The organism is Streptomyces sp. NPDC031670, assembly GCF_055580545.1.
Genome location: NZ_JBVILC010000001.1, coordinates 413,372 through 425,465, shown reverse-complemented (window position 1 = coordinate 425,465; position 12,094 = coordinate 413,372). Strand labels below are relative to the sequence as shown.

The window sequence follows — 12,094 nt, the reverse complement described above, 5'->3', positions numbered from 1 at the left end:
CGTATTCGCAGGTCAGAGCCGTTGGAACGTTCCGGCGTCCCCAACTCGCCGTCAGGGCTGGCGGCTGGGACGGGCGGGCCGGAAGTGTGTGGCCGCGGGGCACACCGGCCCCGTCCACTCTGACGAATGCGAGAACACCATGTCGAAGAAGACGCGCCGCGCCGCCGTGGGAACGGTCCTGGCCGCCGCCGCGCTGGTGGCGGCCGGCGCCGTCCCGGCCTCCGCCGTGCACGGGGGCAGGACCGCCGGGGGGACGCCCTCGTTCGCGGTGGTCCTGGAGAACCCCGACGGCTCCCAGTGGTGCGGCGGCACGCTGATCGCGCCGGACAAGGTCCTGACCGCGGGGCACTGCCTGGCGAACGCGGCGGACCCCGAGGCCCTGCTGGTGGTCGGCGGCCGGGCGGACCTGTCCTCCAGCGGCGGCCGGGTGCGGCACGTCGCCGCGTTCCGGGTCGCCCCCGGCTTCAACTGGAACCTGGACCACGACGCGGCCCTGGTCACCCTGGACAAGCCGCTGCCCTACAAGCCGCTGCCGTTGGCGGGGAAGCAGGACACCGCGCTGTACCGCGACGGCCGGACGGCCACCGTGTACGGGTGGGGGATGACCGGCCCGAACGTCCCCGGCACCAAGCTCAAGCAGGCCACGCTCCGGCTCGCCCCGCAGGCGTCCTGCGCCCCGTACACCGAACCCGCCGACACCCGCGACCTCCGCGTCTGCGGTCTGCCGCGCACCGGCACCACCGACAGCATCTGCCCGGGCGACTCGGGCGGACCGCTGGTCGCGGACGGCAAGCTGATCGGCATCGTCTCGACCGGCAACAAGTACTGCGACACCCAGCACCCGGTCTCGGTGTTCACCAAGGTGAGCACGGTGGCGGCGGAGCTCGGTCTGTAGCCGCCCCGGGCCGTGGCCCGGCCGGCTTCAGAAGGCGGCGATCGTCCGGGGTGCCCGCTCCGCCCGGCTGAGCGCCCGCAGCACCGCCGTCGGGCCGTGGCGGCGCACGGCCAGGCGCGCGAGCAGATCGACGACGCCTTCCACGGCGCCCGGCGCCCAGGGCGGCGTGGGGATGCCCGCGCTCACCGCCAGGTCGTCGCCGTGCACCGCGATCTCCATCGTCCGGGTGGTCAGGAAGTCGTCGAGCAGCAGCGACCACGGCCCCCACAGGGGGATGCGGACGGGGCGGTTCTCCACCGAGGCCAGGGTGACGGTCAGTTCGGCGACGGCCTCGGCCACCCGGTCGGCCAGCGCCTTCGCCCCGTCGGCCGCGGCGCTCTCGCCGCCGCGCCGGATCCGTACGCTGATCTCGTCGTCGAGCTCCGCCCCGATCCACTCCACCCGTTCGTAGTGGCCGAGCAGCGAGACCGTGGGCTCGGCCGGTACGGGATCGGCCAGCGCGGGCGGGATCGACAGGACCTGGTAGGCCAGATGGCCCGCCAGACCGGCCACGGTGAACTCGGCCAGCGCGCTCGGACCGGACCACGCGGCGGCCACGGCCGGGTCGCGCAGCAGGCCGGGGACCGAGTTCGCCAGGGCCAGGAAGTCGTGCCGGGGTGAGGTCATCCCGGTACGATCCCGCCCGCGGCCCTCACCACGCAAGCGGCAGTGCCTCCGGGCCCCGGTTGATCGAGCCGCGGCGCCAGCGCACCTCCTCGGGCGCGACCGCCAGCCGCAGGCCGGGGGCCATGCGCAGCAGCGTGGAAAGGATCACCTCCAGCTGCATCCGGGTCAGCGCGGCGCCCAGGCAGTAGTGCGCCCCGTGCCCGAAGGCGAGGTTGGGGGACTCGTCGCGGGTCAGCTCCAGGCGGTCCGGGTCGGTGTAGACCTCCGGGTCGCGGTCGGCGGCCAGATACGAGACGTAGACGGCCTCCCCGGCGCGGACGAGCACATCGCCCACCGGCACGTCCTCGGTGGCGATCCGGGGCAGTCCCACGCCGTTGCGCTGCGGGATGAAGCGCAGCAACTCCTCGATGGCGGTGGGCAGCAGCTCGGGTTCGGCCCTCAGCCGTGCCAGCTGCTCGGGGTGGGTGAGCAGGGTGTACACCATCGTGGAGCACTGGTTGCGGACCTGGTCGAGGGCGTTGAGGACGATCATCACGGCCAGTGAGATCAGCTCCGGGCGGCTGAGCGCGCCCTCGGCCTGCGCCAGCGACAGCTCGCTGAACAGGTCGTCGCCCGGGTGTTCGAGGCGATGGTCCGCCAGCGTCCTGAAGTACCCGGCGATCTCGGCCTTGACCGCGTTGCTCTCCTCCAGCGAGTGGTCGCTGGAGAGGATGACGCCCCGCCAGGCCTGGAGCCGGCCGAGGTCGGCCTCCGGCACCCCGAGCAGCTTCCCGATCACCTGTTCCGGCATGGGCCCGGTCACGTACTCGGTGAGGTCGGCGGGTGCCCCCCGGGCCAGCATCTCCCCGACCAGCCGCTCCGCGATCGCCTCCGCCTCCACCTTGAGGACCGCGACCCGCTTGCGGTTGAAGGTCTGGGCGAGGAGCCGCCGCAGCCGGGTGTGGTCGGGCGGATCGGTGCGGCCGATGCCGCCGACGGGGGCGACGACGTGCGGAGTCATGCTGGTCACCGGCCGGTCGACGGTCAGCGCCCGGCTGAACCGCGGGTCCGAGGTGACCTCCTTGACGTCCTGGTAGCGGGTCACCAGCCAGGCGTTGCCCTCCCCGAACCGCATCCGTACCAGGGCGACGGGCTCCTCGCGCAGCAGCCGGTGCAGCAGCGGGTCGAACTCCAGCTCCTCCAGGTGCTCCACCGGCCAGAAGTGCTCGACGGCCTCCGCGGAGGTGCGCCGGCTCAGCTCGTCGGTGGCGATGTCCTCGCTCATGACGTCACCCCCGCGCCCGCCGTCGGGGCCTGGACGGGAGGCGAGTGCCGCAGCGGGGTCAGCTGCTCGATGTCGTACCGCACGCGCAGCTCCTCCACGGCCGCCGGGTCCACCCCGCCCCCGTCGGCGAGGAGCTCCAGCAGCTCCTCGAAGTAGCGCTCGTGGTCGGGGGGAGGGGATGCCTGGAAGAGCATCCGGGCGGGGCGGCCGGTCGGGTTGGCGAAGGCGTGCGGGCAGCCCGGCGGCACCAGGATCATGGTCCCGGCGGTGGCCCGGACGTGGCGCAGACCGGACGGCGACTCCCACTCCCGCCAGTCGTCGCGGGTGCGGACCTTCGGCTCGAAGGCCAGCACGTCCAGCTCGCCCTCCAGCAGGTAGAACAGCTCCTCGCTGCGGCTGTGGGCGTGCGCGCCGACGTCGAAGCCGGGCGGCACCACCACCTCGAAGGTGGAGGCGACCGTCGAGTGCGCCCCGGTGACCTTGAAGGTCACCTGCTGGGCGGCGGTCCTGACGGTCCGGCCGCCGCCGGGCGGGATCACCAGACCTTCGATCGGGCGGGTGTACGGGCCGGGGTCGTCCACGGCTCTCTCCTCTCGGTACGGCTCCTCGACGGTCCTCACCACTGCACCGGCAGTTCCCTGGGCCCGCGGATCAGCGCCCCGCGTTCCCACACCAGCTCCCGCTCCGGCACCGCGAGCCGCAGCCCGGGGAAGCGGTCCCAGAGCGAGCGCAGCAGGATCTCGGACTCCATCCGGGCCAGGGTGGCGCCGGGGCAGTAGTGGGGGCCGTGGCCGAAGGCGACGTGCGGGTTGTGCGTCCGGTCGAAGTCGAGCTGCTCGGGGTCGGCGAACACCTGCGGGTCGCGGTTGGCCGTGAGGTACGAGACGTAGACGGGGTCGCCCGCGGGGATCAGCACCCCGCCCACCTCGACGTCCTCAAGGGCGATCCGGGAGAGGCCGACCGCGTTGCGGTGCGGGATGTAGCGCAGCAGTTCCTCCACGGCCTGCGGGAGGAGCTCCGGTTCGGCGCGCAGCCGGGCCAGGTGGCCGGGCCGGGTGAGCAGCGCGTACACCATGTTGGCGCTGTTGTTGCGTACCGCGTGGGCCCCGCCGATCTGGATGAGTACGGCGAGACCGACCGCCTCGTCCCGGTCGAGCACCTCGTTCTCCAGGGCCTCCGCCAGCACTCCGGCCAGATCCTCCTCGGGCTCGGCCCGGCGCCGCTCGATGAGGTCGCGGAAGTACGCGGCCATCTCCGCCTTGGCCCGCTCGCTGGCCTCACGGCCGCGCGCCGCGGAGATGATGGTGTCCGACCAGCGCGCCATCTTCGACTGGTCCTCGTCCGGTACACCCATCAGCGCGCACACCATGGCGAGCGGGAAGGGCCGGTTGAGGTGGGCCATCAGATCGAGCGGGCCGCCCTTGTCCGCCATCTGGTCGAGGAGGCGGTCGGCGACCTGCTGGGCGTGGTCGCGCAGGCGGCGCATCGAGCGGGCGGTGAAGGCGCTGGCGACCACGCGCCGCATCCGGGTGTGGTCCGGCGGGTCCGCGAAGCCGACGGCGCCGTCCATCGGGATGAAGTGCGGGGCGAGCCGGGTGACCTGGCGTCCCATCACGGCCTGCCGGCTGAAGCGCGGGTCCACGGAGACGAACCGTACGTCGTCGTAGCGGGTCGCGAGCCAGGCGTGGCCCTCGCCGTTGGGCAGTCGCACCCGGGCCACCGGCTCCTCGTGCAGCAGCCGGGCGAGCAGCGGGTCGAAGGCGAGGCCGGGCAGGTCCGGCGGCGCCCAGAAGTGGATCTGCGGTTCGGCCATGGCGTTCTTCTCCTGTCTCGGTGGTGCGCGGTCAGACCGCGGGCTCCGGCACGGCGGCCCTCGGTACGGCGGACTCCTCGGGCGCCGCGGCCCCGCCCTGCGCGCCCTGGACGGTCCAGCGCCCCAGGGCGACTTCGGCGGTGATGCCCGGCCCGAACCCGGCGATCAGGCCCTTGGCCCGGTGCTCCGCCCCGCCCTCGTCGAACAGCCGCCGGAGGGCGTCCAGGACGACGGCGCTGGCGATGTTCCCGTACTCGGTGAGCGTGGCGCGGCTGAAGCGGAACGCCCGGGGCGGCACACCGAGGTAGGTGCAGAGGTCGTCCAGGATGCGCGGTCCGCCCGCGTGGACGATGTAGAAGTCCAGGTTGGAGGCGTTCCAGCCGTGCCGGTCGGCGAGGGTGCTCAGCACGGGTGCGAGGGCCTCCATCGTGCCGGGGACCCTCTTGTCGAGCAGGAAGTGGAACCCGGTCTCGCGCACCGCGTACGCGATCCAGTCCTCGGTCTGGGGTACGAGGTAGGAGCCGTTGCGCTCCAGCTGGATCCCGGTGCCGCCGGAGCCCCGGACGACCGCCGCGGCCACGGCGTCGCCGAAGAGGCCGTTGGACAGCAGGGTGCCGACGCCCAGGTCGGTGGGCTGATAGCTCAGCGAGCAGAACTCGCAGGCCACGACGAGGACGTTGGCCCCCGGGTAGGCGGTGCAGAAGTCGTGCGCCCGGTTGATCGCGCTGCCGCCCGCCGCGCAGCCGAGCTGGGCGATCGGGAGCTGCCGGGTCTCCGGCCGGAAACCCATGGTGTTGATCAGCCAGGCCGTCAGGGAGGGCATCATGAACCCCGTGCACGAGACATAGACGATCAGATCGATGTCACGCGGCGACAGCTCGGCCGTCTCCAGCGCCTGGCGCACCACCTGCGGCACCCGTGCCTTGGCCTCCGCCTCGTAGAGCTTGTTGCGCACCTCGAAGCCCGGGTGGCGAAGCGTGTCCTCAAGGGGCTGGACGAGATGCCGTTCGGCCACTCCGGTGTTCTCGATCAGGCGTAGCGCGAGTGCGAGCTGGGGATGGTCGGCGTGAACGGTGCGCACCAGATCGAGAGTCTGCTCAGAGGTGATCACGTGCTCGGGCACGGCGACGGCAGGTCGGCACAAGACGGCCATGGGCGGAACATCCTGAGGGGTAGACGGCGCCCGGTCTCGTGGCGGGGCTCGGGCGGGCTGCCGGACAGCCGTGGTGGATCATTCCAGACCTAAGGAAGAAGACCCATCAAATCCGCCTGAAAGTACACAAAAGTGTCATACGAGTGGCGGGGCATGGCGCCGGACGTCAGGGGCCGGGCGGCGCCGCCGCGAACGAAGGGGAGTGGACGTATGTCGTCGGCGTTACTGGACGACCGGGTGGCTCTGGTCACGGGCGCGAGCCGGGGGATCGGCGCGGCGGTCGCCCGCGCGCTGGGCGCGCACGGGGCCGCCGTGGCCGTGAACTACCTCCGCAACGCCCAGGCCGCGGCCGGAGTGGTCGCCGACATCGAGAGGGTGGGCGGGCGGGCCGTGGCGGTGGCGGGGGACGTCAGCGACCTCGGACAGGTGCGGGCCGTGGTGGCGGCGAGCACGGCGGCGCTGGGCGCGCCGGACGTCCTGGTCTGCAATGTGATGGTCGGCACCGAGGCGGTCGCCGCCCGGGCGGGGGCAGCCGGATGCTTCGTCGACACCCCGCAGGGCATCGCCTCGGTGCGGGACGCGGTCGCCTCCCAGCTCGACGCGACGCTCGCCTGCTGCCACGCCGTCGTCCCCGCGATGCGGCGCCGCGGCGGCGGCTCGATCGTCCTGATCGGCGCCTCCGCCACACACAACCCCTATCCCGTGCCCGTCGAGATCACGGCGGCCAAGAGCGCCCAGGACGCGGTCGGGCGGGCGCTGGCACGGGAGTTGGCCCCCGACAACATCCGGGTGAACACCGTCGCCCCCGGCTTCGTCCCCACCGACGCCAACGCGGGGCCGTCCCAGCAGGCACTGATCGCCCATGTCGCCGCCGGAACACCCCTGCCCCGGGCGATCCGGGCGGAGGACGTGGCCGACGCGGTCGTGCTGCTGGCGAGCGATCTGTCCAGCAAGGTCACGGGCACGTTCCTGCCGCTGGACGGGGGGCGCACGCTGATCTGAGGCGCCGGCCGGGGTGCGACACCATGGGCGCCATGGATATCGACATGAACGGCGTCTCCGCTGGTGGCGGGCGCGCCGACGGGGTGTACACGGGCAACGCGGGCAAGGACGCCGCACTGGACCGGGGGTGGCTGCTGGGGCACTTCAAGGACGCCGGGGACCCGCGGCACAGCGACGCCGTGGAGATCAAATGGGGTGTCCACCCCCGAGGCGACGAGCGGGCGGAGTGGGTGACCGGCGAGGAGCGCACCGCGCTGCTGGTGCTCATCAGTGGCCGCTTCCGGGTAGAACTCCCGGGCGGCGCCGTGACGTTGGCCGAGCAGGGCGACTACGTCGTCTGGGGGAAGGGGGTGGATCACTCCTGGTACGCGGAGGAGGAGTCCGTCGTCCTGACGGTCCGCTGGCCTTCGGTGCCGGGCTACCGCGTCGGCTAGGGCGTGTCCGCCGGATGCTCGGCGGCAGCCGCGCGCCGGTCCAGGACCGTCAGGGTCCGCTGCGCCCAGCGGATGTTCTCCTTCTCGAAGGCGAGGCCCCGCAGCAGGGTGAGATAGGGGCCGACGCGTGGGGAACGGGCCAGGTACTCGTCCTCGGTACGCCCGTCGAGCAGGCGGTCCCGAAGGCGTTCGTAACGGGCCACCTTGGCCCGGGCCCGCTCCAGCCGCTCCGCGACCGCCTCGCGTACGGCCGCGGCGTCGCCCGCGTCCACGGACTGCACCTTGACCAGGAGTTCGTCGCGGATCGCGCTCGGGCGGGGAGGCTCGGCGGTGAAGGTGCGCAGGGCCGCGAGGCCCGTGTCGGTGAGGGAGAACAGCCGTTTGTTGGGCCTGCGTTCCTGCTGGACGAGCCGCGCTCGGACCAGGCCCTCGGACTCCATCCGCTCCAGCTCGCGGTAGAGCTGCTGCGGGGTGGCCATCCAGAAGTTGGCGACGGACGCGTCGAACCCCTTGGCCAGGTCGTATCCAGAAGCCTCGCCCTCCAGGAGTGCGGCGAGAACGGCGTTGCGCAGTGCCATCGCGCCAAGTTATCACTTCCCTGACCAGGCAATTACGCGGCTGATCAGCGCCTTTGAGCCGGGCGCGGCGGGTCCGGACCCAGCGGGGTCAGGGTGTGGGTTTCGCCGCCGCTGTCGCACGCGTGTTGACCGTGAACGTGGCGCCGTCCGGGTCGCGGATCGTCGCCCACGGGCCGCCCGCGGCCGTGCCCTGGGCGATGACCATGCCGCCGTGGGCACGGGCCGCCGCCGTCTTGGCGGGCACGTCGGTGGTGACGAAGTGGACCTCCCAGTGCGGCCGGATGGTCGGGTCCGGCGCCGCTTCGAGGGCGCCCGAGCTGAGGCGGGCCACGATGTGGCCGCCGTGCCGCAGCACGACCTCCTCCGCCTCGTACCGTACGTCGCAGCAGCCCGGCCGCTCATCGGCCCAGTCGAGGACCTCGCCGTAGAAGATCGCCGCCTCGAAGGCGTTGCGGGTGCGCAGCCGCAGCCAGGCCGGCTCGCGGTCGCGCCAGGACTCCCAGTCGTCGACGAGCTTGCCCTGCCAGATACCGAAGACCGCGCCGTCCCGGTCGGCAGCGAGCGCGCCGCGTCCGGTCTGGAACGCGACCGGCCCCACGGCGACCGTGGCGCTCCGCTCGCGGATGCGTGCCGCGGTGGCGTCGGCGTCCTGGACCGCGAAGTACGGCGTCCAGGCCACCGCCACCTGCAGCGCGGGCGCCAGGGCTCCTATTCCGGCCACGGGCTCGCCGTCGTCCAGCGCCACCCGGAACTGCTCGCCGAGCCGCCCGCCGCGGAAGGTCCAGCCGAAGACGGCTCCGTAGAACTGCAGCGCGGGTTCGAGCTCGCGCGCCATGAGGCTGACCCAGCACGGTGCCCCGAGCACCGCCGCACTCGACGAGGCCTTGCGGTCCGGGACCGTGGTTGTCCTGTCCATCACTGATGCCGATCGCTCTCGCTTGGCGGCTTCCTGTGGTCACCATTTTCCCGCATATCGGGCGCCCCGCACCCAGCCGCCTGTGGTGGTGTGCCGTCGCGCAGTGTAATGGCTACGCTGCGTATGGTGCCGCTCACGGTAGCGGAGGGGCGATCCCCCCGAGGCGCCCGGCCGCGGTGCGGGCGACACGGGTGTCTCGTTCCGGGTCCGCCGGTACGGGTACCCCGTTTCGGATGTAAGAGGCACCGGTCCGGCCGTCCCGCATCACCTTCCGCCCTCCCACGGCACCTCGCAACCGGTCGGGGGCTTGGTGGCCCCTCGGCTACGCGGCCCGCTCGTAGCGGGCGCCGTCGCGGGTCCGGGTGAGCAGGCCGGCCGTGATCAGATAACGGCGCAGCGCCGGGAAGTCGTCGTGGACCGTGAGCAGCGCCTCGTTGACCTCGCGTTCGGTGTACTGCCGTCCCGCCTCGAAGAGCGTCTCCTTGAGGTGGACGAGCAGTTGCTCACGGCGGGCCGCCTTGCGCGGGATCGCCGTCAGACGGCCGTGGGAGAAGAGCGCGGCCACGGCGTGCGAGCCGGTGGCGGCGGTGTGCGGAGTGTCGTCGGTGGTGGGGGCCGACGTGTCGCCGGTGGGGTTCGCTGACATGCCGGGAAGCCTTCCTCATACGGTGGCCGCCGGGCAACGCAATTCCGCCCGCCCCGAGCCGGGACGGCCCCCGCGGATGGCCGATCATGTGCTCGACGCTGGGCGAACACATGTGCCATCGTCGTGCCGGGGGGACATTCCGTACAAGGGGGGTGGGGGATGGGGCTGACCCGCGAGTTCACCACCGCGGTCGTGCCGGCGGCCGAGCGGTTCGCGCTGTGGACCGAACTGGCCGCGCAGTCGCATGTGCGCAACTGGCTCAGCAGCGAGTGCGCCGAGGACTTCCACGCCTGGCTGCGCGTTCTGGACCTGGGCGACGTGCGGGTGTCGACCCTGACGTACCCGAGCGTGGAGATCACCCGCACACCGAAGCTGATACGGCAGGACGACCCCGAGGTCTACCAGGTCAACGTCCTGACGTCCGGCAGGGGTTACGCGGCTCAGGGCGGCCGGGAGGCGGCCCTGAGTGCCGGGGAGCTGGTCCTGGTCGACAGCAGCCGTCCCTTCGAGGGCCGGTTCGACGGCACGCTCTCGTCCATGACGGTGGTGCAACTGCCCCGGAAGCGGCTGCCGCTGCCCCAGGACGTGGTCCAGCGGCTCGCCGCCACCCCCATCGCGGCCGACCGGGGGATGGGCGGGGTCTTCGGCCGCTGGCTCGCCGACCTCGACGCCCGCGCCGACGAGTGCGCGCCCGCCGACCTCCCGGCCCTGGCCTCGGTGACGGTGGACCTGCTCGCCGCCGTGCTCGGACGACGGCTGGCCGTCGAGGACGAGATGAGCCCGCAGGCACGCCGACAGGCCCTGCGCGTGGAGGTCTGCGACTTCATCGGTCGGCATCTGGGCGACCCGTCCCTGTCGCCCGCGACCATCGCCGCCGCACACCGGATCTCCCTGCGCCACCTCCACCAGATCTTCGACTCGCGCGGCACCACGGTCGCCGCCTGGATCCGGGCCCGGCGGCTCGACCGCTGCCGCCGGGACCTCGCCGATCCGGTGCTGAGCCGCCGCCCGGTGTACGCGATCGGCGCCCGCTGGGGGTTCGTCGAGCCGTCCCACTTCAGCCGCGCCTTCCGTGCGGCGTACGGGGTCAGCCCGCGTGACTACCGCGAGGCAGTCCTGAATCGCTGAGCGGGTCCTCCATGTCCTCGATCCGGGAGTGGTGGTAGAGGAAGCCGTATTCGTCCGCCCAGCAGGCGTCGCCCGTGAAGGTCCAGCCGTTGCGCACGGTGTCCCGCTGGCGTTCGTCGTCGAGGTAGCGGCAGCCCGTGGGCCCCTTGACGGCGAGCGCGCCGACCTGGCCGTAGGGGACGGGCCGCCCGGAGGCGTCGACGATCGCGGTGAGATAGCCGGGCACCGGGCGCCCGATCGCGCCGGGGTGGGACCAGGCCTGCTCGCCGCGGATCGCGACGACGATGTGGAGCATCTCGGCGGAGCCGAGCCCGTCGATCACGCTGTTGCCGGTCCGCTGCTTCCATCTGCGCCGCGTCTGGACGGGCAGCGGCTCCCCCGAGGAGACGCACTCGCGCAGCGAGGACAGGTCGTACGGGGTGGGGTCGGCGCAGATCGCCTGGTAGCGGGCGGGTCCGCTGAAGCAGACCGTGGCGCGGAACTCGTCGATGGCACGGGCGAGCCGGCGCGGCGAGGAGGTGTCGAGCAGCACCGTCGAGGCGCCGACGTGCAGGGGGAAGAGGAGCAGCCCGCCCAGCCCGTAGGTGTCGGCCAGCGAGGGGGTGCCGATGAAGCGGTCGTCGCCGGTGGCCCGCAGCACATGCCGGGGGAAGGAGTTGCAGGCGGCCATCACGTCCCGGTGGGTGTGCACGGTGGCCCTGGGCGTCCCCGAGGTGCCGGCGGTGAAGGCGATCAGGCAGGGGTCGGTCGCGGCGGTGTCGACCGGCAGCGACCAGTCGGCTTTCGCCTCCATGGCCCGCTCCAGACCGGACCCGGCGCCCGCCCCGCCGAGGAAGAACAGGGTGCGCGGGGCGCGCCCGGCCGACTCCAGCTCGGACCGCAGGCCCCACTCGCACAGCGCGTGGGTGACCCGGGCCTTGTCGATCACCCGGGTCAGATCCGCGGCCCGCAGGGTGGGCGCGGTGGTCACGACCACACCGCCCGCCCGCACCACCGCCAGCCAGATCGCCGCCAGCATCGGGGTGTTGGCGCCCCGCAGCAGCACCCGGTTGCCCGGGACCAGGCCCATGTCCTCGGTCAGGACGTGCACGACGCGCGCCACGACCGCGGTGAGCTGCCCGTACGTCCAGCGGACGCCGTGCGGGGACAGCACGGCCTGCCGCTGTGCCCGGTCCAACGACCCACCGCCCTCCAGGAGTTCCCACGCGCAGTTCAGGCGGGCGGGAAAGCGTAGGGAGGGCATGCCCAGGAGCAGGTCGGGCTGGAGCGGCCGGGGTGGTAGGTGGTCCCGTACGAAGGTGTCCGTGTGGGCGGATCGGTGGTCTGCTTGCGATGGGGTGTTCAACTGCCTGCCCCCTCCTGGTCGACTTGTGCCTCATTCAACGAGGGTCGACTAGAGATGTCCTTGACGATCCGTGCGCGCTCCTGGCCGGATCGTGCACACCGTGACGATTGGTGCTGGTGGGGCGGGGGTTACTCAAAGGGAGGGGAGTGGGGCGCCACCGGCGCCCGTCCCGGAGCGGCCGGGTCCGGACCCGCGAGGTCCTTGCCACCGGGGGGCTTCGAACTCGTTTCGGCGGGCCCGTTGCGCGCAACACT

At 72.8% G+C, this 12,094-nt stretch carries 13 protein-coding genes; 4 read left to right on the top strand and 9 right to left on the bottom strand.

The features are described from left to right. Positions 1–139: 139 nt before the first annotated feature. On the top strand, positions 140–895 hold the full coding sequence (locus ACZ5ID_RS01915) for a S1 family peptidase (protein ID WP_468892521.1): 756 nt from the start codon (positions 140–142) through the stop codon (positions 893–895). Positions 896–922: 27 nt separating this feature from the next. On the opposite strand, the gene ACZ5ID_RS01910 is transcribed toward ACZ5ID_RS01915, so the two are convergent. The 5 genes from ACZ5ID_RS01910 to ACZ5ID_RS01890 are packed head-to-tail and all read right to left on the bottom strand — an operon-like array spanning position 923 to position 5,791. Next, a complete protein-coding gene (locus ACZ5ID_RS01910) occupies positions 923–1,561 on the bottom strand; it encodes a maleylpyruvate isomerase N-terminal domain-containing protein (RefSeq protein ID WP_468892519.1) in 639 nt (212 codons plus the stop codon). Positions 1,562–1,586: 25 nt separating this feature from the next. Continuing rightward, positions 1,587–2,825 carry a cytochrome P450 gene (locus ACZ5ID_RS01905; RefSeq protein ID WP_468892517.1) on the bottom strand — a complete coding sequence of 413 codons (1,239 nt, stop codon included), beginning with the start codon at positions 2,823–2,825 and terminating at the stop codon, positions 1,587–1,589. After that, positions 2,822–3,406, bottom strand: a complete 585-nt coding sequence (locus ACZ5ID_RS01900; RefSeq protein ID WP_468892515.1) for a cupin domain-containing protein — start codon at positions 3,404–3,406, stop codon at positions 2,822–2,824. The genes ACZ5ID_RS01905 and ACZ5ID_RS01900 overlap by 4 nt, the downstream gene beginning before the upstream one ends. A 35-nt stretch (positions 3,407–3,441) precedes the next feature. Then, positions 3,442–4,638 (bottom strand): cytochrome P450, encoded by a 1,197-nt coding sequence (locus tag ACZ5ID_RS01895; RefSeq protein ID WP_468892513.1) that lies wholly within the window; start codon positions 4,636–4,638, stop codon positions 3,442–3,444. Between the two features lie 31 nt (positions 4,639–4,669). Further along, positions 4,670–5,791: a type III polyketide synthase gene (locus ACZ5ID_RS01890; protein WP_468892511.1), complete on the bottom strand. Its 1,122-nt coding sequence runs from the start codon at positions 5,789–5,791 to the stop codon at positions 4,670–4,672. A 210-nt stretch (positions 5,792–6,001) separates the two neighbouring features. On the opposite strand from ACZ5ID_RS01890, the gene ACZ5ID_RS01885 reads away from it, so the two are divergent. Beyond that, entirely contained in the window at positions 6,002–6,793 is a 792-nt protein-coding gene (locus ACZ5ID_RS01885) for an SDR family NAD(P)-dependent oxidoreductase (protein ID WP_468892509.1), read from the top strand. A 32-nt stretch (positions 6,794–6,825) separates the two neighbouring features. Continuing rightward, positions 6,826–7,227 (top strand): cupin domain-containing protein, encoded by a 402-nt coding sequence (locus ACZ5ID_RS01880; RefSeq protein ID WP_468892508.1) that lies wholly within the window; start codon positions 6,826–6,828, stop codon positions 7,225–7,227. Here ACZ5ID_RS01880 and ACZ5ID_RS01875 read toward each other — a convergent pair. The 3 genes from ACZ5ID_RS01875 to ACZ5ID_RS01865 all read right to left on the bottom strand — a co-directional run bounded on the left by ACZ5ID_RS01875 (position 7,224) and on the right by ACZ5ID_RS01865 (position 9,367). Further along, positions 7,224–7,805 (bottom strand): PadR family transcriptional regulator, encoded by a 582-nt coding sequence (locus ACZ5ID_RS01875; RefSeq protein ID WP_468892506.1) that lies wholly within the window; start codon positions 7,803–7,805, stop codon positions 7,224–7,226. The genes ACZ5ID_RS01880 and ACZ5ID_RS01875 overlap by 4 nt on opposite strands. Before the next feature lie 88 nt (positions 7,806–7,893). After that, positions 7,894–8,721, bottom strand: coding sequence for a VOC family protein (locus ACZ5ID_RS01870; RefSeq protein ID WP_468892504.1), 828 nt, complete (start codon positions 8,719–8,721; stop codon positions 7,894–7,896). A 322-nt stretch (positions 8,722–9,043) separates the two neighbouring features. Beyond that, on the bottom strand, positions 9,044–9,367 hold the full coding sequence (locus ACZ5ID_RS01865; RefSeq protein ID WP_468892502.1) for a DUF2087 domain-containing protein: 324 nt from the start codon (positions 9,365–9,367) through the stop codon (positions 9,044–9,046). Positions 9,368–9,526: 159 nt separating this feature from the next. Between ACZ5ID_RS01865 and ACZ5ID_RS01860 the strand changes: the two genes are divergently transcribed. Next, positions 9,527–10,495: an AraC-like ligand-binding domain-containing protein gene (locus ACZ5ID_RS01860; RefSeq protein WP_468892500.1), complete on the top strand. Its 969-nt coding sequence runs from the start codon at positions 9,527–9,529 to the stop codon at positions 10,493–10,495. Here ACZ5ID_RS01860 and ACZ5ID_RS01855 read toward each other — a convergent pair. After that, the gene (locus tag ACZ5ID_RS01855; RefSeq protein WP_468892498.1) at positions 10,455–11,840 is read right to left on the bottom strand and encodes an AMP-binding protein; all 1,386 of its coding nucleotides are present in this window, start codon (positions 11,838–11,840) and stop codon (positions 10,455–10,457) included. The two genes, ACZ5ID_RS01860 and ACZ5ID_RS01855, sit on opposite strands and share 41 nt — an antisense overlap. Between the last annotated feature and the right edge of the window lie 254 nt (positions 11,841–12,094).

What these genes read in the sequence shown, in the direction of transcription:
- ACZ5ID_RS01890 (WP_468892511.1), bottom strand. Translation starts at nt 5,791, where the DNA reads ATGGCCGTCTTGTGCCGACCTGCCGTCGCCGTGCCCGAGCACGTGATC.
- ACZ5ID_RS01875 (WP_468892506.1), bottom strand. Translation starts at nt 7,805, where the DNA reads ATGGCACTGCGCAACGCCGTTCTCGCCGCACTCCTGGAGGGCGAGGCT.
- ACZ5ID_RS01885 (WP_468892509.1), top strand. Translation starts at nt 6,002, where the DNA reads ATGTCGTCGGCGTTACTGGACGACCGGGTGGCTCTGGTCACGGGCGCG.
- ACZ5ID_RS01905 (WP_468892517.1), bottom strand. Translation starts at nt 2,825, where the DNA reads ATGAGCGAGGACATCGCCACCGACGAGCTGAGCCGGCGCACCTCCGCG.
- ACZ5ID_RS01895 (WP_468892513.1), bottom strand. Translation starts at nt 4,638, where the DNA reads ATGGCCGAACCGCAGATCCACTTCTGGGCGCCGCCGGACCTGCCCGGC.
- ACZ5ID_RS01880 (WP_468892508.1), top strand. Translation starts at nt 6,826, where the DNA reads ATGGATATCGACATGAACGGCGTCTCCGCTGGTGGCGGGCGCGCCGAC.
- ACZ5ID_RS01870 (WP_468892504.1), bottom strand. Translation starts at nt 8,721, where the DNA reads ATGGACAGGACAACCACGGTCCCGGACCGCAAGGCCTCGTCGAGTGCG.
- ACZ5ID_RS01910 (WP_468892519.1), bottom strand. Translation starts at nt 1,561, where the DNA reads ATGACCTCACCCCGGCACGACTTCCTGGCCCTGGCGAACTCGGTCCCC.
- ACZ5ID_RS01915 (WP_468892521.1), top strand. Translation starts at nt 140, where the DNA reads ATGTCGAAGAAGACGCGCCGCGCCGCCGTGGGAACGGTCCTGGCCGCC.
- ACZ5ID_RS01860 (WP_468892500.1), top strand. Translation starts at nt 9,527, where the DNA reads ATGGGGCTGACCCGCGAGTTCACCACCGCGGTCGTGCCGGCGGCCGAG.
- ACZ5ID_RS01865 (WP_468892502.1), bottom strand. Translation starts at nt 9,367, where the DNA reads ATGTCAGCGAACCCCACCGGCGACACGTCGGCCCCCACCACCGACGAC.